Raw genomic sequence first — 18,936 nt, forward strand, 5'->3', positions numbered from 1 at the left:
CTTTTTCATCCCTGTATCCGGCGCACCTCATCAGGCTGCAACATCAATTTACCGCCGGGAGGCGAAATAATCAGAGGTCCAAAAGATTACTGCACTATCTTGATCCACTCGCCGGGCTTGGGCTCGCCGCGCGGGTAGTAGCCGTTCAGCAGCCGCAGCTGCTCTTCTGCGTATTCGCCGATTTCCATATGCCTTGCCAGTGAAGAAAAGGTGGTTTTTTCATTGGCTTTCACGTAGCGAACCCGCTTGATATCCGGCTGGATAAGATCGCTTTTGCGCAGGGGCCGGAAGCTGCGGATACTGGTGAGAAAGAGGTTGTCATATTCGTTGAAGGTTTCTGCGTCGCGAGCGGAAGCGTCGTTGATTTTTCCCTCCAGAATGTACTGGCGGCTGCCGTAGTAGATCACCGCGACTCTGTCCGGACTATCGCTGTCAGCATCGGGCAGCCTGCCGGTGTGGCCCACCAATTGGTATTGGTGCAATTTTTCATCCTGTTCCAAATCGCGGACATCATAGGTCTCGCGCAATGCCATATCCGCGGGCTGGTTGTTTTGCCGTTGCGCCACCCTGATGGTGATGGTGGCCTTGTTATCCGGTGCTGTGCCGACGATGGCGGAGCGCTGGTTTTCCACTTTCCAGCCTTTGGGAAACAGCAGGGAAAATCCCAGGCGTTTGTGGTTATAGCGATTTTTGTCGGACTGCTGGACATTGTGCCCGTACACTAAGCCATCGGTTTTTTCCCGGTAGTAATCCGCTTTGATGATCTTGCGGTCTTCCGGCAGCTGGCCGGCCGCTTCCACCACCTCTTGCAGGCGGATATCGTTGCGCGGGTGGGTGGAAAAGACGCCGTGGTAGGTTTGCGGCTTCTTGCCTTCCAGCCGCGCGCGGCGGCGGGCGAATGTCTCCTGGTCCTTGAGCAGGCCGATTACATTGATCATCGCCTGGGGGTCGTAACCGGCGTTATACATGTACTGGGCGCCGAAGCGGTCCGCTTCCAGTTCCATTTCGCGCCCGTAGCCCTTGACCGCGGCGGTGCTCCACAAGTTAGTGACATCGCCTACTACGCCACTGCCGGTCACCAGTACCGAGAGTACCGAAGCGACTCCGGCTCCGGTCGCCGCGGTTTTCTGCCGCACCGCGTGGCGGGCGGTGATATGACCGATTTCATGGGCCAGCACCGCTGCCATTTCCGCCTCGGAGTGCAGGTAGGTGAGTAGGCCGCGGTTGATGTACACATAGCCTCCGGGCAGGGCGAAGGCGTTGATGTCCTGGCTGTCGATAATCGTAAAGTGATAGTTGAGATCCGGCCTGTCGCTGGCGGCGGCAATCTTCTGGCCCACGTGATTCACATAGGCGGTGAGCACCGGATCCTTGTAAATGGGAGTGCTGGCGATCAGCTTCTTGTGCATTTCGCGGCCGATTTCGATTTCCTTTTCCTCGGACATCAAAACCAGATCCGGGCGGTTGGTTGCCGGGTTGAAGGCACAGCCGGGGGTGGCTGCGATCAGAATGGCGATCAGAATGTTATTGAAGTAACGCATCCCGCTTCTCTCCCTTTTGAGGACATGTTGTCAGGATTTGCCGTTGGCGGGCAGCAGAAATTGTTGCAGCTGTGCCGCCATACCTTTGCAGGCGTTATTCTGTACCCGTGCAATCAGTGGAATCGGCACGACGATGGCGGGCATATAGGACGTTCCTTTCGCGTCTGCACTGAGCTTGCCGGACAATTCCTGATCGCGGAAATCCCACACTGACGCCTCGTAGTCGGATTCCTTGTCCCAGGTGCCGAAGCCGAAACAGCCAGCGCCGCCGGTGCCGATGGAACAGCCGATGGAACCGGCACTGGCTGTGGTCTCGGTGGACCCGTCTATCCACACAATGTATTTGACACCGTAGGCTTCCATGCGCTCACGCACGTTGGGAATTTCCAGCAGGCGGTCGAGAGAGCGCAGGTGCATGGGGGCCGTGCGCGGTTCGAACCAGGGGTACATGGCATCCAGAAAATGTTTCTCTGGTATCACCTTCACTCCCCGTGCGGGATCGTGCAGCTCCCGGCCGACACAGTCGATGAGGTCGGGTTCTGTTTCGTATTCGCTCGAATGGCGGCGCCCGAGGATCACGACGGTGTCCCCCGCTGCCAGTTCGCCGTCGCTGCGGCGGTATTCGTCGATGACCACGGTGGTGCAGCCGCTGATCAGCGCCAGACTGAAGACAAACAATGATTTGAACACAGCAACCTCCTGTTAATCCGCGGGCTGTTCTTCGGCGGATTCGTTTTGCTTCATCGACAGGGCGCGCCGCTTGTTGGCGAGCAGCGCCTGTAACTCCGGTACCTGTTCAAATCCCGTGAACAGGGTGGCGCCTGCGTCCCGCAGCGCCACGTTAATTGCCTGGGCCAGAGCGTCTTCCTGGGACTTCAGAAAGGCGGTGGGTGTTTTTCCGTAGGCGGTAATCACCCAATTTGCCACCGACTCACCTTGCGGGTTATAGGCGTGCATGTCGTATTTGATCCACACCTCGAAGATATTCACACGGGTTTCCCGAGGCATGGTGAATTGCAGCTCTCGCACTTCCGGTACGATGACCAGTTCGACGTCCTCTGGCAGATTCTGTGGGTAGGAGGACAGGAGTATCGTTTCGGTAAACATGGAACCGAGCACCGTTTGAAACAGGTTTTTCTGTGCGCGCCCGGTGCTGATATTCCATTCCTCTCTGTCTTCGCTGTCTTCGTGGTGGGTGAAATTGCTGAACTCATCGCTCAGATAGATCCCCACGGTTAGAGGGTGTTGCCGTCCTACCGGCTGGGGAAATTCCCCATCCACCTGTACCGTGTGTGAGCATGCCGTTGTCAGCAGTGCGGCCGACAACAGGAGACACCTCGCTGCCCGGGAAAAAACGTTGCTGGAAAATTCCATTTCTCCGTCCTCAATAACTGATAGACCTGGCAATAGCCAGTTATCGGAAATCGTTCAACCCCACAAAAGTGCCGCCATTTCTATAGGTGAGTTCGCGCATCAACGCGGCGAACCGCAATCCCGTGGTCTGTAGATGAGGCGGGCGGGAAAACTGTATGGGAAATCCAATCGCGTGTATGCGCACATTGCGTTTGCCTTCTCCATGCTGGGCGTTGACTCTGTCCACTGCCAGCATGACGTTGCGGATGGATTTGCCGGTAAACTCGTCTCCCAGTACGTAGATACTGATTTTTTTGTCCGGGTCGTAGAAGCTGCGCACCGCCTTTTGAATGCCTTCCACTGGGCTGGAGTTACTGAAGGGGTTCCAGGAGCGCAGGCGCTTGAGAATGGCTTGGCGGCGCCCCGGTGTGTCGGGAATCCATTTGCCGCGATAGTTGGAGAACATATAGTCCCCCATATCGTTCATTACCTGTATGCCTTTCACGTTGGGATAGATGTCGAGGGTGTTGACCATTTCCTCCATCATTCTGTCCCAGCCGTAGTTGAACATACTGCCGGAGGTGTCGATGATGAACAGGATGTATTCACTATCCACGGGAATACCGCCGATCACACTGTTTTTGCGCTGATGGTTTTCCCCTAAAAGGCGGCGCATTTCTTCGGTTAGTGTTTGCAGGGCCACTGTCAGCTCGCCTTTGAGTTTGCCCTGCTCGCTTTCCCCCTCCGTCTTGCGCGCGTAAAGGGCCTGCAGCGTCTCCAGCTCACCGCGCAGCTGGGCGATACGCTTGCGTTCTATATCCAGCTGTTCGCGCTTGGCGTTGAGATCTCGATTGAGCACACTGGTTTCACCGCGGATTTCTGCCAGCTGGCGCTGCAGTTCCTTTACCTGCCCGTCGAGGTCCAGCTCGGCCTCCTCGAGCACTATCGGTTCCACCGTTTTGGCGATCATCAGCAACAGCACTATGGCGCCAAAGCCACAGCAGATGACGTCGAGAAATGAAACGCTGAATTCTTCCTGACCTCTTTTGCGGCGGTTGCGTCTCATGGCCAGTCCCTCGAAGGCGCAATAAAGGAGCCCTGGGTTTGTGCGGCCAGTTTCCAGAATTCACTGGCGGCAAAAGGGTCGCCTTCCATCGGTGCGAGAATGACGTTGATCGGCACGTTTTTCGGTAGAACCTTGACTGCGCGCCGGAAGAGTTGGCGCCTGTCCTTTCCGGAAATCGTGCTGCTGCGGGGTGGCTTCATGCCTTGGGTAGGCAGGCCATCGGTAATCAGAATGATATTGTCCGGCAGCGGGTTCATAGCGTTGACGGCGTTGAATATCCGCTCCAGGCTGGTGCCGCCTTCGGGCACTAATTTATCCAATTCTTTGATGGCTCTGTCCAACTGGTCGCGGTCGTCCACATTCAACCAGCGGTCTTCCGTGCCGGGAATGGCGGCGCGGAAACCGGTATTAAAAGTGTAAATCTGGTACTGACTTTCGTGGGGAAACTGTGCGGTAAGCCAGGATACGGTGTCCAGGGCGCGGCGCCATTTTTCTGTCTGGCGCTTGACACGTGAGGACATATTGCGGGCGCGGATGACTTTGATAAGTTCGTCCCCCAGCATGCTGGCGGAGGAATCCAACAATATCAGTATGCGGTTGCCGCCCAAGCGCAGGCCGGTGAGGTATTGCCGATCGCCGTCTCCTATGAACTTGCGTACATTATTGCCGAGCTGTTCGTTTTCCTCCTCGAGATTTTTCTTGGCCTCCTGGAGTTGTTTCAGTTTTTCCCGCAGCCGCTGGATATCCTCTTCGTCGTCGCTGCTGTCGATCTCGGCGATATTGCCTTTGACCGCTTCTATCTGTTCGAGAATGCGCCGTGCCAGTCCCTGGGTCTGGGCCAATTCATCGCTGACCACATCCAGTGCGTTACGGGCCAATACCAGGTGCTCGCGCCCGAAAGTCACTTCCTCCTGCAGCAGGTTGACCTCCGCTGCCAGATCCTCGTTTTGCGCCTCTATGTCGTGATCGGAACCGTGTTTGATGATCAGGAATATCAGTGCCACTGCGCCAAAGCCGCAGGACATAATGTCTAGGAACGACAGGCTGAATGTGGAGAACCGCCGGTTTTTTTTACGCGCCATAATGCTCCACACTGATTGCGGTGATCACTTCATCGTGATCCGGTACACCGATTCTGTCGCCCGCGCTCAGATTGACGGGCGCGGCGATCTCCTCGCCGTTCAGCATCAGCCGTGTGCCGGCATCCACCCGCAGGGCCAACCGGCCCGCGTGGTTGGTGACGGTGGCGGCGGGGTGGTCTGGCGGTGTGGGGGTGATGTTGAGTTTGTTCCCCTTGCTGTAGACAAACAGCGGTTGCCGCGCCGCCAGGGCGCGGTGCCCGAATAAGAGGTGCGTCGCCGCGGTTTCGGCGGCAGTGTTGATCTGCACCGCCACCTCGGTGGCCGGCGCCGCGCTCAGCGCGTTGACCAGGCGCAGGGCGGGGGTTTCGCTGTAAATTTCCTCCCAGTGTTTGGTCACTGACAGAGCCACGCAATTGTGTGGCAGCAAGTGGATGCGCCCGGTTAGTTGGGCTCCGCCGGGAATTTCCGCCCAGCGGTGTGAGACAAAGACGATGCTGTTTTCTTCAGCGAGGTTTTCAGTCATGGCGCGCACCCGGGACAATATGGGGGCGCAGGCGTCTTGTAATTGACGCAGGCTCACCTTGGCTGTGCGGTCGTCCAGTTCCGCCATTACCTCGCCCTGGCGCATGGCCCGGCTTACCCATTGAGGCATTAGATCGTAGAGCTGTTGTTCCACCTCGGCGGAATGCAGCGGGTCGAAGCGGCACTGCATAATGAAGGCATCGGTGAAAACCCGGGCCCAGGCGTCCTGGAAATTTTGCAGGCCGGAATCGCCGATCGCCTCGGCGATGTCCAGTTCCGCCTGCTCATGTACGGCAATGCGGCTGACCAGTGTCTGGTGGCGCTGTAGTTCCACGTGCAGATGCACGCCACGGGGCGCCACTGCGCTGATGCAGGCAGTGGCCGCGTCCACCAGGCCCACGGCGTTGACCGGGCTTTCGTTGACGATGCCGAGAAGCAGCGCCAGTTGCTCGCGGGTGAAATTGCCTGGCACCGCGAGTACTACTTCTTGCGGTAAATCACAGTGTTCGGCGATGTCCTGCAGGTGGCAGTAGGCTAGGTCCGCATGGTGACGACAGCGGGCGTTGTCGGATTTCAGAGATTCCAGGCTCAGGCGGCGCCAGAACTGATTGTTGACCTGGGTGGGATGGCTGCGCGCGCGCATGAGCGCGGCAGTTCCCACCAGTATTTGTTGGTTGTCGATCACCGCTACACCGGGGCTGTCGAGGACTTCGTCGGTACCGCTGAATACGCGCAGACCACAGTCGTTGATTTCCAGTACGCCTTGGGTCATAGGGTGGTTTCCTTTCCTTTGGGGCGCAGTGGCGCCCTGATAGTCAACTCACTTTTAAGAACCTGAGGAGGTTGTTGTCGCAGTAGTTTTGCGTGTCCAACACCAGCCGCTCCTGCATTAGCTGCAGCTGATGCGTGAAGAACATGATGATGATGCTGATCACTAGTGCGACGAAGGTGGAATTAAAGGCAACGCCGAGACTGACGGTGACGCCAGCGATATCGCCCTCCACCGCGCGATGGGCCTGGGACAGGGCCTCGCCGATACCGCGCACCGTGCCGATAAATCCGATGGAGGGAATGGCCCAGGTGATGTAGCGGACCATCGCCAGTTCGCTGTCCAGCCGGTCCGCTTCCGTGTCGCAGACCTCCTTGATGGAGTTGGACACGGCGGCGACATTTTTCGTGGAGCCGAATCGTTGCAGCGCGGTCAGCAGCGCCCGGGGCAGCAGGAAGCTCCGCTCTTCCTCTGGCAGCGCTTGAATCGGCCGGGACAGGTCTCGGGTGTCTTCCGGGAGAATGGGGGTGCCCTCGCTGACATTGAGCAGCGCTTTGTCCAGCAGTTGTCGCTCGCGTATGCTGCGCTGGGCTTTCAGCCCCATGATCGCCAGTGCCCAGAGCATCAATACGAAACAGGCCTCTTGCTCGTAGTCGCGCATGACGATGTAAAGGGAGCGCTGCTGCACGTAGGTTTCACCGGCGGCTTCGCGGGCCAGCTGTTCCTCGATAAGGGCATCCGCATTGGGGCGGATAATGGCCACGTAGATGGCGTGCACCAGTATGATTGCGCCCAGAAGGGCAAACAGCTGGAAAACAAAATCGGATGATTTGAATTTCATAGTGTTGCTCTGTGTGGCTGTGTCGCAGCCTGTCGGGGAAACGCTGGTTCATTTCCCCGGGCTTTGCTCCGGCTGCAAATGACAGTTGTTTCCAAGTGTGAAGTCATCGTTGTTGCCCCGAGGAATCTCTTTTTGGCGTGCGCGCGAGTGCAGTCGTTGAGTCCGTGTTACCAGGTATCTTTGCCGCCAGGAAGCGCATGCAGCAGAGCATCCCTAGATATCCACGGGGTAGGAGACGGATAAGTCTTCCGAGATTTCCTCGGAGGCCTGGTAGTCGTCAGGGTCTGCCGTCTCTTCATTTTGTGCTTTCTGCGCCTGTGCGATTTCCAAGGTTTTTTCTTTCTCACTCTGATCGCTGTTTTCCTGAGCTGCCAGCGGTGCCGACAACAGGAGTAGGCCGATCATCCATAGGGTTGTTTTCACGCTATATCTCCTAGAGTGCCTCTGATTTATCTGCTCGGGGCTTTTGTCGGTTCCGGGGCGCATTTATCCGGTCTTCCTAATTTACCCACCGCGCCACGCGGAAGCCGACGTCATCCCTGGGGTCGGCGCCATAGTCGCGATAGGCAAGGCGTAGCTCCGTGAGGCCCGCGTGGCGCCAACTGGAGCCGCGGATAACGTGGTAATCCCCGTCCTGAGGGCCCACCGGGTTTTCTTCGCGGCGCATGGAAAGTCCGGTGCCTATGGTGTACAGGTCGTGAATCCACTCGGAGACATTGCCGCCCAGGTCGTAAATCCCCAGGTGGTTGGCCGCGAAGCTGGCCACCGGGGCCGTGGCCGCATAGCGGTCGTCGTAGGTGCGCAGTACCGCCGGTACCAGGCGGGCGGCTTGGCTGTCGGCGTAGTTGCCGGAATTTTTCCGCACTGGAAGGTCGTCGCCCCAGGGAAATTTGCGCATGGCGCCGCGCTCGTAGCGCGCTGCCCAGGCCCATTCGGCTTCGGTGGGCAGCCGGTACCCGGTGGCGGCACCGTCGAAGCCGATCACGCGGCCGCGTTCGGTCAGGTATACCGGTTGCAGTCCATCGCGCTCGGACAGCCAGTTGCAGAAGAGGGCGGCATCGGTCCAACTGATGTTCACTACCGGCAGATTGTCATTGTCCAGACTGATGCCATTCACATGGCTGGAGCTGTGCATGCGTTTAAAGCGGCGGAATTCGCGGTTGGTCACTTCGGTGACAGCGAGGTAGAAAGGGCGGGTGAGGGCGATTTGCCGCAGCACTTCGTTGGCGCGTCGGCCCTGTTCACGGCGGGATGACCCCATGGTGAATTGGGCGTTGGGGCGCATCAGCTTCATGGTGCCGCCGGCCGGGTGGGTGATCTCTGTGGGTATTTTGCTCCAGCGGGCTTCTTCCGCGGTGAGTAAAACGGCGCGGATGCTCTGCTCCAGTTTGGCGCTGGGAATAACCGTCGTCTCAAAGTCCTCGTAGCCGCTTTTGCGCACCAGAATGTTGTGGCTGCGCGCCGGCAAATTGAAGGTTTCCCCGGTCGTGCCGGCGAGTTTGCCGTCGATGTAGACCTGGGCGTTTTCGGGGCTGCTGGTGATTCGTACGCGGCCATATACAGGGTCGAGCGTGATGTTGAGATCCCGCTCCAGTCCTGAATCCACATTGATGGTGCGCTCCACCGATGCGTAGCCGTTTTTGAAGAAGCGCAGCCGGTGTTCACTACCGGGGGAGAGTTCCAATTCGAGCGGCGTATGGCCGCGGAATTCGCCGTTGACGGTGACACTCGCGCCCACGGGATTGCTGACCACATGTACTATGCCGTCTGCGGCATTGAGGTCCACGGATGCCAGTGTCTGGTCTACCCCGGCGGTAACTGCCACGGGAATCTCTACCGTCTTGTGGCGCGGCAGCGACAGGCGGATGACTCTGTCGCCCTGCAGCAGTTCCGCGTTCAGCGGAGTGGTGCCGAGTACCCTGCCTTCGACGCTGACAGTGGCGCCCGGCGGGTTGCTGTTGATGCGCACATTGGCCCAGGCGGGGCGGAGCTGGGCCCGCAGCTCTTGGGTGTTGTCCAGACCCTCGATTTCGATTTCGCGGGTGAAGGGGAGATAGCGCTCGCTGAGCAGGGTGATGCGTTTGGGGCCGGGGGGAATATTTTTTGCCAGCCCGTTTTCGCTGGCCACTTCGGAGCCATCCACCAGTATGCGCACCGGCACCGGGGGATCGCTGATGACCTGCAAGTGTCCCGGCAGCCGCTCCAGAGCGATGGTGTGGCGGCTGTGTCCCTCTTTTCGCACTTCTACTTCTCCGCTTTTGGGCCGGTAGCCGGGAGCACTGATGGTGTATTTGTAATTTCCGGGGAGTACCAGGTGCCCATCGCCCAGGGGCAGGGCGAAGCCGCTGACACTGACATCGGCATCGGGGGGTTGGGTTTCGAAAATCAGGGAGCGGGCGATCAGCAGATACAGCAGGATCATCAGGCTTATCAAAAGGCAGCCGGAAACTGTCAGGGCACGCGGGGACAAAAAGCGTTTCTTGCCGCCAGATTCAACCTGCGCGGGGGTAAAGTCGGCGGGGCGAATCACCGGAAAATCATCGTCTGTTCGGGCGCTGCCGCGAACGGGTACTGCTTCCTTCGCTGTCATTTATGATTCCCTGTTACTGCGCACTTATCGGTTTATCGCGAATGCCGTGCAAGTCACAGTCGCAGGTGCAGAGGCGACCCGCGAGCCTATTACTGTGCACTACAGCTTAGCTTGCCGGTGTGATCCCTTTGATTTTTCGTGCGCCATTCGGCGTAAAAATCGTCTTATCGCGCGTACCGGACTGGCGCTTTTGTCCAAATTTGGCTGTCTGCGGTCAATCTCTGAGCAACTGTGTGGAGTGCGGGCTCTGTTCGGTAGATCAGCTGTTATTGGCACCAACTATTTTTTCAGCGCATTGAATGATGACTGTCGGTATTTCCTCTCCTGGGACCACGGTAAATTCCCGTCGTACATCGCGGTAGCCTTCGCGGGTGCCGACGGCAATATAGCGGCCGGGTTTGAGTGCGATTTCGCGCTCGTCGAAATTGCCCAGCTTTCCGACATGATAGATGGCGACATTGGTGTTGCTGTCCGATTGCAGGCGTACCGGTCGGGGAATCAACGCCTGGGTAATAGCGTTTTCCAATGTCTCGATCTGTTTTTGCAGCCGTGAGGAGGCTATACCGTTGTTTACCCGCCGCGCGTCCGCGAGTACTTGCCGCGCGTATTGATTGCGTTTACTGCCGCTCAGGCTGAGTGGGTCCGCAAGCAGTTCGCGCAGCTGGTCATCGAGTTGTGCGCGAGCCTGGGCTCGAGCCTTGCCGGTGATGGCGTCCACCAGGCTGGCGTCTTTTTTTAGTAGCGCGGCATAACTATCGAGCGCTGCGTGCCAATCCTCTTCGGCTTCCTGAGTGCGCGCGCGGGCGAACAGCTGTTCTATTTGTTTTTGCTCGGCGCCGTTGCGGGCCTGCTGCAGGCCGATGGAGGGTTCCGTGGCGCTGGGTTTCAGTGTTTGTGCGCGCAGAAAAGCCGCTTCGGCGGAGGCGAAATCTTCGCTGGCGATGGCTGCGTAGCCCGTGGACATAGCCTCACTGTAATCGCGCTCGGTGATGGCGGACTCTACCCGCGGGAGCAGCTCGCTGGCGGGCCGCGTTTGCGGGTCTATTGCCAATGCTTTTTGCAGTTGTTCCCGCGCCTGATCGAGGCGATTTTCCGCAAAGGCCTTTTGGCCGGCCGTGTAGTGTTGCCAGACTTGAGGCAGTTTTTCCGCGCGCTCTTTGCCTTTGACGCCGCGCGGGTGTTGCCGGGAAATCGTCAGCACTAGGTCGAAGGCCTTGTGTGCGGCTTCGGCATTGCCATGGTCCAGCGCATGATGACCTTCGGCCAAATGTTTTTCGATGCGTTCGGGAATGCTGTCGCGTAGTTGCTGGAATGCAGTTAGGGATTCGCGGTATTTTTCCAGCGCTTCCATAAAGCGGCGCTTCCGGTAGATGCCGTCTGCCTGTTCCGCCAGTGTCCTGGCGGCGACAAATGCATCCTCAGCCCACACCTCGACCTGCCTTTCCTGAAGCTCCTCCTGCAGGATAAGAATTTCCTGCAGCACCTGTTGCACCTGACGCCTTTGTTGAGCGATTTCCGCCTCGCTGTATGGGGAAGCTTTAATGTGCTCCGCGCTGGCTGCGGGCTGTTCCGCAGTGGTGGGCACCGGTGAGCGGGGCGTGGGTTTTTCCACTATGCGCGGCAGAAACCAAAATACGCCCACCAGTCCGGAAAGCAACAGGGCTCCGGTGATTGCGACCGGAAACTGCGGGTGTGGGGTTTTGCTGCCTGCTCTCGGAGAAGTTTGCGCCATTTGCGGGCGCTCATCGCTCGGGAAGCGAAATTCCGCGGGCTGGATGGCACTGCTGTCTTGTGAGGATGGATCGCGGTGTTGCATTGTGGTGCCGTTCGCTGTCTTTTTTTATGGGACCGGAGGTGCGTCCGGTCCTGTATTTAAATACTGGTTTCCAACATGCCGGTTTCCGCTTCGTAAATTTGTTTCAGGATCTCGCGCCACTGGCGGTATTGGTTTTCCACGGTACCGGTCAGGGTTACGGTGCGGTCTTCCAGCTCAACGATCTGGGGCTCCACCTCCGCCTCTATTGAATCGCCCAATTCCTGCAGCGCTTCTATATGCATCTTGGCTTCCGCACGGCGGTCGAAGCCGCTTTTGATCAGGTAGCCTCCGCCGGCAATACCCACCTGGCCCGCCGCGCGGGCGCTGCCGCCTCCGGAGCCGGCGGCGGCGATGCCGCCGATAATGGCTGCCGCGCCGAGGATGGTGTGGTTGCGGGCTTTGCGCTTCAGTTCGCGCATTTGCTTGGTTTCTTCATAACTCATGGCGCGCCATTCCTGGTAGGGGACTTCCATGGATTTGACGAAGGTGCCGTAGTAATCCTGCAGGGTGTCCACGAAGAGGTAGTCGCGCTCGCGGATGCGGCGCACCCGTTCCAGCATGGGGTCGTTTTCCGCTGGCAGAGCCGTCAGCCGGTAGATGCCGTCCTCACCCTGTACCAGATAGCGTTGAAAGGCATCGGGGGAAAAGCTGCGCGCGAAGCGCATTTCCGAGATGGTGCGCAGCTCCGCGATTTGCCGGTCAGAGAGCTTTTTTCGGTAGGCCAGCATGTCGTTGGCGATGCGGTTGTAGATCCCCTGGAAGGCGTCACCCTTGGTGGGGTGTTTGCGGTCGTAGGCGTAGTGGGAGGCGAGCTCGCTGTACTGTTTGCTGAACCAGCGCTGGCCTCGGGAATCAGTCACCGTGACATCTAGGGTCAGGGTTTCGCCATCAGACTGCACGATACGGCCGGTGACGGTTACATCGATGTTGGTGCGTTCACTCGGAATGACCCGCACCGCGCCCCAGCCGAGGCTCTGTTGCAGGGATTCCGCCAGAGTGACGGCGATATATCGGGACTCCGCCTGGCGCAATTCCGGGAACACCAGCTGATCCTCATCGACTTCCGCGGTATCCAGGCCCGGGTTGAACTGCACTATGCCCACGTCCAGGAGGCGCTCCTCGGGAATAGTGGCGTCTTCCACGGTGAGCGGTGTATAGGCCGTGGTGCGCACTTCGGTGGTGGTACAGGCGCCGGCAGTCAGTGCAGCAACGAGCAGCAGGCAGTTTCCGAGCAGTTTGCGGCACGAAGACGGTTTGGAAAAAAACATACGCATGTCCTCCGCGGTCACTTCTGCGCTTTTTTATATTTTCGGTATTCCTCCCACAGTTTTTCCCGCAATTCCGGGTCCGATTCCCGCATGGCCGCCTCGCGGATTTGACGCGCTACTACGTCGTCATCATTGCCATTGGGAATGTCCGCGGGAACCACGATGGGGGAGTTGCTGTGGTCGTATTCGCCCATGCGCCCGGGGGTGGGCAGGCCCGGGCCGGTGGCCTGTCCGCTGGAATTATTCTGCCCAGGGCCGCCACCCTCGGGGCCGCCTGGAGGCGCTGGCAATTCGGCTTCGGCGGATTCGATCAGATCTTCCAGTGACTCTCCGGGTGGCGCTTCGTCCGCGGGCTCCTCCCCTTCTTCCCCGGCAGTGGCGGGGCGGTTGCGCACATAGTCGCGCTGGCGCAGGATCATGCCGTCGTAGCTTGCCATGGTGGATTCAAACTGGCTCTCCAGCTCCGCGACCCGCTCGGCGGCAGTGGCGGGCGGCTCACTGGGCGCGTCACCGCCACGGCTGCCGGCGCCGCCGGGCTGGCCGGAGTCGTTACTGTTCGCAGCGCTGGCTGAGGCACTGGCAGAGGCGCTAGCAGAGGCGGTGCTGCTGGCAGTAGATGCGGATGCTTCTTCCTCGGAAAAGTCGATATCCTCCGGGGGCTCGCCCTGGCTATCGGTGGACGGGTCAGGGGGCATGCGGTTGTCCCGCGGATTTTGTTCGGATTCGTTGTAAACCGGTGCCGATGGGCTAGCGGAGCGGTCCGCCGGGTCTGGCATGCTGTCGCCGGGGGTGGAGCTGGCCGGTGCGGAGTCCTGTGCGCCGCTGGGGGAAGCCGCGCTGTCACTACGGCTGGATTCTATACCCGGCAGGGATTGCGGTTGACTACTGGCGGTGCTGACGCTCGGCATCCCCTGGCTGGGCTGGTTGGCGGAGCTACTCGATGGCATGCTGCTCGCGGTTTGCGGTTGGCTGCGGCTCGATGAGCTGCTGCTGGACGAGGCGCTCGACTGGGAAGGCGAACTGGCTGAGGACTGTGAGGGGGATGGTTGGGCCGGCGGCTGCGACTGTGTCTGCTGGCTTTTGCAACCGGCGATCAAAGCGCCCAATACCACTATCGATGTCAATGTGCGCCAGGCGGTGCCCCTGTGCGCCTGTTTGTGTACCGCTTTCCGTAGTGTCATTGTTTCTCTCCTGAATGTCCCGCCGTTGTTGTTGCGGCGGGGGTTCGCTGTAGCGGTGGCCCTGGGCATTCACTCACTTGGCTGTGTTGCGCGAATACTGGTTCGACAACAGCGGTTGTTTGCGGTTTGTTTCTGGCGTGTAGTCTGGCGTCAAATATCTAGGGAACCTCTGATTAATTCGCGTGAACCCAATGGTGGGTTCCGGGGCGCTCAGGCAATAGGACGGATATTTCGAAAACGCACGAGTACTTCCCTGTAGCTCCGCCGGATACTTATTACTAAAGCGCGAATTCATCAGTGGTTCCCTGGGGGGCCTTTGCGTCAGTCGAAAACGAATCTCTGCACAATATTTTTTGTCTCCACGGGCTCGCCGTTTTCGAATCGCGGTCGAAATTTGGCGCGCTTTAATACACTGCGGACCCGTGAGCGGATGCTAATCCGGTCTTCCGGGTAGGCGTTCAGTATGCGGATGTTGCGCGCCTTGCCGAAGGCCGTGACATCGTAGGCCACGGTGACGTAGGCGTTCGCCGGCGTGTTGGGATCTTCCTCCAGCATTGGCAGTGCCGGCAGCGCTGCCGGGCGGCCAAAGATATCCTCGATTTCCCGGTTAGTGGCACCGTTGTCCCAGAGTGCCTGATAGGCCTCGCCATAGGTTTGCCGGGCCGAGTGCCATTTATTGAACATCATGTACCAGTCACCCAACTCCACCTTGGCCTTGGCGGAAGCCGCCGGTGGCGACTGCGGGTTTTTCTGGTAGACATCAACGATACGCGCTATGGCGTTTTTTCCCGAACTGAAGCTGTTCATGCGGTAGTGATCCAGCTTGGAGCGGCGCTGCGCATCCACGTTTCCGCTGCCGAAGCTGGTATTGACCACGACTGGCGGCTGGGGCTCGCCTTCATAGGTGGCGAGATAGTAGTTGGTGGCTTTGAGACCGCGCAGGGCCTCCACCAGGCGCAGGTCGTTGGCGCCGAAGTTCTGGGTGATGATATCCACCGCCAGCTGGTAGAGGTTGGTGGCACTGATCAGGTGTTCAAACAAAGTGCCGCCCTTTTCTTCGACATAGGCCTGCAGGTGCCATCGGCTCAGATTGTTGATCACCGGCAACATCCGCGGATCTTTTTCACCGTAATTGCGCGCGTGCAGCCAGTAGAGGTATTGCTGATTGTCGTTGGCCTCTTCCCACTGGTTGAGCGCAATCTGACTTTCGATCATGCGTTCAATCATGGGAATCTGGCTCAGGGAATAGAGCCCCTCATTGACCCGACTGATCAACATGGCGCGACGGAATTGACTGATGGCCTCCTCATGGGCGCCGGCTTCCTGTAGGGCAGTGCCGAGCCCCAGCAGCTGTTCGTCCATGCCGGCGCCGTAGGCACCGTACATGGTTTCCATTTCCTCAATGCGTTCGCGGTAACTTTCCACGGCCTGCGACGGCCGCAACTTTCGTTTGGGGGGCTCCAGTGGTGTCGATGCCGCTTTGATATAGGCTGGCGGCGGGGCATAGGTATCCGCGGCCTCGGAGACACCGGAATCCGCGTGGGTGTTGCCACACAGCAGAGCTGTGGCTGTAAACATCAAGCCGATAGCAAGGGTGTTGCTGGTATCTGTCTGTGTCACGATTGAACCACTTCCGTTCCATGTTTTGCTACAACCCTTTCCCGTGCCTGAGGCGCGGAAAGGCGGGCACGAACTCCGCCCGGGCCTTGGCCGCGCGGATTTTTTCTCCCTGAAAGTGTGGTCCTCTCACAACTCCCTGACAGTGCCCGGAGTCTGTTATTTCCGGTGGCAGGTAGGCGGCGTGCGGTTCGAGTATGTGTCGTCGCCTGCAAGTCCGCGCCAGAGACTAGTTATCTGACGCCTCTGATGCGTATTTAGCAGTATAGCCACGGCGATTCGCGTCCTGGCGGCGGAGGCGTGAAACACAACAGCAGGGCTTAGGATTTGTGAACGGGTGCAATACCACCTAATCGGTTTAGCACTCCTGCCGCGCTTGCACCGGCTTAACGGAGGGGAATCGGAAAAGGGGCTGCCAATAATTTGCCCGGGCGCGGGACGCCGGTGCACGAAACGGTCACGGGTTCCGAAACATTTATCCTAGGCGCTGGGGATAATCCGTTTGTGTTTTGCGTTCAAAGGCGGTGTAACGGAGTGGATATTTGGATTACAGTGCTGCAAGCGCCATAATCGGCCTACTGAAATAAGAGGAGGTGCCGGTGAGCATATACATAGACCCAGCCGTAGCGGCCAGTCTGCGCGGATTCGAGATGCCAGAGAAACTGGGCTTTGGCACTGTGATGGCGCCGGTCATGTTCCGCGCTGTTTGTCAGGATGGCTGCTGGAGCCAGGGGGAGCTGGTCCCCTATGCGCCCCTGGCGCTGGATCCTGCAGCTAAGGTATTGCACTATGCCCAGTCCTGTTTTGAGGGCATGAAGGCCTACCGTACCCAGGCGGGCGGCGTCAGCCTGTTCCGCCCCGAGCGCAACGCCGCGCGTATGGCGCACTCCGCCGCGCGCTTGTGCATGCCACCGGTGCCGGAGGCGCTGTTTATGGACGGTGTGCGTACGGTTACCGCTTACTGCGCCAACCTGGTGCCAGCTACCAGCGGAGAGTCTCTCTATTTGCGCCCCTTCCTGTTTGGCACCCAGGCGGATTTAAGCGTTTCCGCCAGCACCTCCTATGAATTCTATGTGATCGCCAGCCCGTCAGAAGCCTACCACGCCGGCAATATGCGCCTTTGGGTGGAGCGCGAAGACAGTCGTGCCGCACTGGGGGGGACCGGAGACGCCAAGGTGGGCGGCAATTACGCCGCATCACTGCGCAGCGTCGCGCGTCTCAAGGAGCGCGGCTACGACCAATCCCTGTGGCTGAACCCAGGCAACCGCAATACGGTGGACGAATTGTCTGGTATGAATTTCTTTGCGGTTATCAATGGGGAATTACATACCCCGGCACTGAGCGGATCGATCTTGGAAGGCGTTACCCGGGACTCCCTGATCGACCTGGCCCGGGACATGGGTTACACGGTGCATGAGCGCGCCATTGATATCGACGAATTGCTGGGGCAGGTGGCGGAGGGCAGTTGCGATGAAGCCTTTGCCTGCGGTACCGCCGCCATTGTCAGCCCGATTAGCCTGTTCGGCGATGGCGGCAGGGAATACCCCCTGGCGAAAGCCCCCGGTCCGGTGGCGGAGCGCCTGCGCCAGATGCTACTGGATATTCAAGAGGGCCGGGCCGAGGACAAGTTCGGCTGGATGCATCCGGTGGAAGTGGTCAGTATTGACTGACTCCGTCTATGATGCCGCAGGCGCGGCGGTATGCGCATGCGGCATTATTTTATGCGCCCCGGAGGGGCAATTAATATTACTTTTCTTCCCGTAGCTGTTTCCTGTAGAAACGAAATTGCAATCATTGATGCCAATCTCTGTGCAGTCGTTGACTTGCGTGACCGAACTTTCTACAACTGTATCGACACAATAAAAAATGAACTGGAACTCAGGGAATGGCCTTTTAGCGGTATTCCTCATTTTGACAAGTAGTTCCCAGATCAAATTGAGCAAGTCGGAAGTTTCTGAAAAACAAGGTGCGCGCCTGATTGTGGCCGACAGACACAGATAGGGGCACACATAACGGTATTTTGGAAACTTCTCAGGTCGCACCCAGGGTTCCTTGCAATGAGTGAGGAAATCGGGATGTTGATCCATATGTTCGGGTTGTTGATACAGCCGCGCAAGCAGTGGCAACTGATCGGCAGTTTGCCGGAAAAAAACCTTCGCAGGCAGATCCCCTACGTTATTGTGCTGGCACTGTTGCCGGCATTGGCCTGGTATTTCGGCACTACCAGAGTAGGGTGGAGTATCGACGGTGGCGATCCGGTCCGTATCACCAGCAACAGCGCGTTATCCCTGGTGGCGGTTTTCTACTGCACCATGGTTTTCGCCGTGGTGGCCGTCGGTTATTTTATTCATTGGATGGCCAAGACTTACGGTGCCAAGTCGTATCCAATGAAGGGAATGGTTATTGCCGGTTTTACCGCGACACCGATTTTTATCGCGGGAGCCGCCGGTTTTTATCCGGTGCTGTGGCTGGATATCCTGCTCGCCACGATAGCGGCCGCTTACGCCGTTTATCTGCTGTACCTCGGGATACCGATTGTGATGGGGGTGTCCGAAGAGCGGGGTTTTCTGTTCTCCAGCGCGATCGTCACTGTCTCCCTTGTGGTGGCGGTGATGGTAATGGTGGGGACAGTGCTTTTTTGGAGTTTTGTCGCCGCCCCGGTATTTCACTGATCTGGCAATCGGGTGGGGCTTCGGCCCTGCCTGTTATGGCGTATAGTGGTACTCCAGCAGGTAATCATTGGCCAGCTGCAATCGCTGCGTCGCGGAACTGCCTCTTTCCAATTCAACTTCTGCCACGGATTTCACAACTTGTCGCGGTTTAGTATCAATGCAATGTACAGACATTGCCGCGATTGTTTCGTCCTCGCTGATCACCACATGCTCCACAATTTGCAGCAATAGTCGCTTCCCTTTTGCGCGTAGCAGATAACCAGGACCGCTGTGGAGCGGAACGCGGTATTTGGTCGCCCCCCAGGGACCGTCGCAGCGGATCGCCAAATATTCCCGCGGCGCCGTTTCAGCGGTAATAACACCCGAGGCGAAAGATTCAAATTCTTTCCCCAGCGCCTGTTGCACTTCATAGCTGTCTCCACTGGGAGTCACAATTTTCAACTGAAGGGTTTCCACCGCCAATGCGCTGAGGGCAGGGGTGATGGTGATGAGCGCTGCTAAAGAGAGGGCAATGCGTTTCATTTTTTACAGTGTGTATTAGCGGCCGACCATTTTTTTGCAAAACGGCGCATGCACGGGGGACCGGTAGTGACACTACAGGTGCCGGCTGGCGGGGGC

At 58.5% G+C, this 18,936-nt stretch carries 17 protein-coding genes; 3 read left to right on the forward strand and 14 right to left on the reverse strand.

Annotation, left to right across the window (positions count from 1 at the left end; all coding sequences use genetic code 11):
• Nucleotides 1-86: 86 nt before the first annotated feature.
• From A3224_RS03000 to A3224_RS03055, 12 genes are all read right to left on the reverse strand, one after another.
• Complete coding sequence (locus tag A3224_RS03000; protein WP_067151286.1) at nt 87-1,541, reverse strand: M48 family metalloprotease; 1,455 nt, start codon at nt 1,539-1,541, stop codon at nt 87-89.
• Nucleotides 1,542-1,571: 30 nt separating this feature from the next.
• Nucleotides 1,572-2,231 (reverse strand): hypothetical protein, encoded by a 660-nt coding sequence (locus A3224_RS03005; protein ID WP_067151289.1) that lies wholly within the window; start codon nt 2,229-2,231, stop codon nt 1,572-1,574.
• 12 nt (nt 2,232-2,243) lie between these two features.
• Nucleotides 2,244-2,867: a hypothetical protein gene (locus tag A3224_RS03010; RefSeq protein WP_231902444.1), complete on the reverse strand. Its 624-nt coding sequence runs from the start codon at nt 2,865-2,867 to the stop codon at nt 2,244-2,246.
• Between the two features lie 88 nt (nt 2,868-2,955).
• Nucleotides 2,956-3,960, reverse strand: coding sequence for a vWA domain-containing protein (locus tag A3224_RS03015; RefSeq protein WP_067151294.1), 1,005 nt, complete (start codon nt 3,958-3,960; stop codon nt 2,956-2,958).
• Complete coding sequence (locus A3224_RS03020) at nt 3,957-5,042, reverse strand: vWA domain-containing protein (protein WP_067151298.1); 1,086 nt, start codon at nt 5,040-5,042, stop codon at nt 3,957-3,959. The genes A3224_RS03015 and A3224_RS03020 overlap by 4 nt, the downstream gene beginning before the upstream one ends.
• Nucleotides 5,032-6,336, reverse strand: coding sequence for a hypothetical protein (locus tag A3224_RS03025; RefSeq protein WP_067151301.1), 1,305 nt, complete (start codon nt 6,334-6,336; stop codon nt 5,032-5,034). Before A3224_RS03025 ends, A3224_RS03020 begins: the two co-directional genes overlap by 11 nt.
• Nucleotides 6,337-6,379: 43 nt before the next feature.
• Nucleotides 6,380-7,174 (reverse strand): MotA/TolQ/ExbB proton channel family protein, encoded by a 795-nt coding sequence (locus A3224_RS03030; RefSeq protein WP_067151304.1) that lies wholly within the window; start codon nt 7,172-7,174, stop codon nt 6,380-6,382.
• 213 nt (nt 7,175-7,387) lie between these two features.
• Entirely contained in the window at nt 7,388-7,597 is a 210-nt protein-coding gene (locus tag A3224_RS03035) for a hypothetical protein (protein WP_139223251.1), read from the reverse strand.
• A gap of 76 nt (nt 7,598-7,673) precedes the next feature.
• Nucleotides 7,674-9,764, reverse strand: coding sequence for a PEGA domain-containing protein (locus tag A3224_RS03040; protein ID WP_067151309.1), 2,091 nt, complete (start codon nt 9,762-9,764; stop codon nt 7,674-7,676).
• 259 nt (nt 9,765-10,023) lie between these two features.
• Nucleotides 10,024-11,580, reverse strand: coding sequence for a tetratricopeptide repeat protein (locus tag A3224_RS03045; RefSeq protein WP_067151314.1), 1,557 nt, complete (start codon nt 11,578-11,580; stop codon nt 10,024-10,026).
• A 56-nt stretch (nt 11,581-11,636) separates the two neighbouring features.
• On the reverse strand, nt 11,637-12,848 hold the full coding sequence (locus A3224_RS03050) for a hypothetical protein (RefSeq protein WP_139223252.1): 1,212 nt from the start codon (nt 12,846-12,848) through the stop codon (nt 11,637-11,639).
• Between the two features lie 17 nt (nt 12,849-12,865).
• Entirely contained in the window at nt 12,866-13,756 is an 891-nt protein-coding gene (locus A3224_RS03055; protein WP_156481414.1) for a hypothetical protein, read from the reverse strand.
• Between A3224_RS03055 and A3224_RS03060 the strand changes: the two genes are divergently transcribed.
• Complete coding sequence (locus A3224_RS03060) at nt 13,740-14,288, forward strand: hypothetical protein (RefSeq protein WP_156481415.1); 549 nt, start codon at nt 13,740-13,742, stop codon at nt 14,286-14,288. The genes A3224_RS03055 and A3224_RS03060 overlap by 17 nt on opposite strands.
• A 62-nt stretch (nt 14,289-14,350) precedes the next feature.
• Here the strand turns inward: A3224_RS03060 and A3224_RS03065 are convergent, their stop codons facing one another.
• A complete protein-coding gene (locus A3224_RS03065; RefSeq protein WP_067151322.1) occupies nt 14,351-15,649 on the reverse strand; it encodes an energy transducer TonB in 1,299 nt (432 codons plus the stop codon).
• A gap of 596 nt (nt 15,650-16,245) precedes the next feature.
• On the opposite strand from A3224_RS03065, the gene A3224_RS03070 reads away from it, so the two are divergent.
• Together A3224_RS03070 and A3224_RS03080 are read left to right on the forward strand one after the other, a co-directional pair.
• Nucleotides 16,246-17,316, forward strand: a complete 1,071-nt coding sequence (locus A3224_RS03070; RefSeq protein WP_067151325.1) for a branched-chain amino acid aminotransferase — start codon at nt 16,246-16,248, stop codon at nt 17,314-17,316.
• Nucleotides 17,317-17,703: 387 nt separating this feature from the next.
• Nucleotides 17,704-18,318, forward strand: a complete 615-nt coding sequence (locus A3224_RS03080) for a Yip1 family protein (protein ID WP_323054041.1) — start codon at nt 17,704-17,706, stop codon at nt 18,316-18,318.
• A 33-nt stretch (nt 18,319-18,351) separates the two neighbouring features.
• Here the strand turns inward: A3224_RS03080 and A3224_RS03085 are convergent, their stop codons facing one another.
• On the reverse strand, nt 18,352-18,840 hold the full coding sequence (locus A3224_RS03085) for a hypothetical protein (RefSeq protein WP_067151334.1): 489 nt from the start codon (nt 18,838-18,840) through the stop codon (nt 18,352-18,354).
• Nucleotides 18,841-18,936: the final 96 nt, after the last annotated feature.

It is taken from the genome of Microbulbifer thermotolerans (genome assembly GCF_001617625.1).
Lineage (GTDB): Bacteria > Pseudomonadota > Gammaproteobacteria > Pseudomonadales > Cellvibrionaceae > Microbulbifer > Microbulbifer thermotolerans.

What these genes read in the sequence shown, in the direction of transcription:
- A3224_RS03055 (WP_156481414.1), bottom strand. Translation starts at nt 13,756, where the DNA reads ATGCCGAGCGTCAGCACCGCCAGTAGTCAACCGCAATCCCTGCCGGGT.
- A3224_RS03040 (WP_067151309.1), bottom strand. Translation starts at nt 9,764, where the DNA reads ATGACAGCGAAGGAAGCAGTACCCGTTCGCGGCAGCGCCCGAACAGAC.
- A3224_RS03025 (WP_067151301.1), bottom strand. Translation starts at nt 6,336, where the DNA reads ATGACCCAAGGCGTACTGGAAATCAACGACTGTGGTCTGCGCGTATTC.
- A3224_RS03015 (WP_067151294.1), bottom strand. Translation starts at nt 3,960, where the DNA reads ATGAGACGCAACCGCCGCAAAAGAGGTCAGGAAGAATTCAGCGTTTCA.
- A3224_RS03085 (WP_067151334.1), bottom strand. Translation starts at nt 18,840, where the DNA reads ATGAAACGCATTGCCCTCTCTTTAGCAGCGCTCATCACCATCACCCCT.
- A3224_RS03045 (WP_067151314.1), bottom strand. Translation starts at nt 11,580, where the DNA reads ATGCAACACCGCGATCCATCCTCACAAGACAGCAGTGCCATCCAGCCC.
- A3224_RS03030 (WP_067151304.1), bottom strand. Translation starts at nt 7,174, where the DNA reads ATGAAATTCAAATCATCCGATTTTGTTTTCCAGCTGTTTGCCCTTCTG.
- A3224_RS03000 (WP_067151286.1), bottom strand. Translation starts at nt 1,541, where the DNA reads ATGCGTTACTTCAATAACATTCTGATCGCCATTCTGATCGCAGCCACC.
- A3224_RS03020 (WP_067151298.1), bottom strand. Translation starts at nt 5,042, where the DNA reads ATGGCGCGTAAAAAAAACCGGCGGTTCTCCACATTCAGCCTGTCGTTC.
- A3224_RS03080 (WP_323054041.1), top strand. Translation starts at nt 17,704, where the DNA reads ATGAGTGAGGAAATCGGGATGTTGATCCATATGTTCGGGTTGTTGATA.
- A3224_RS03050 (WP_139223252.1), bottom strand. Translation starts at nt 12,848, where the DNA reads ATGTTTTTTTCCAAACCGTCTTCGTGCCGCAAACTGCTCGGAAACTGC.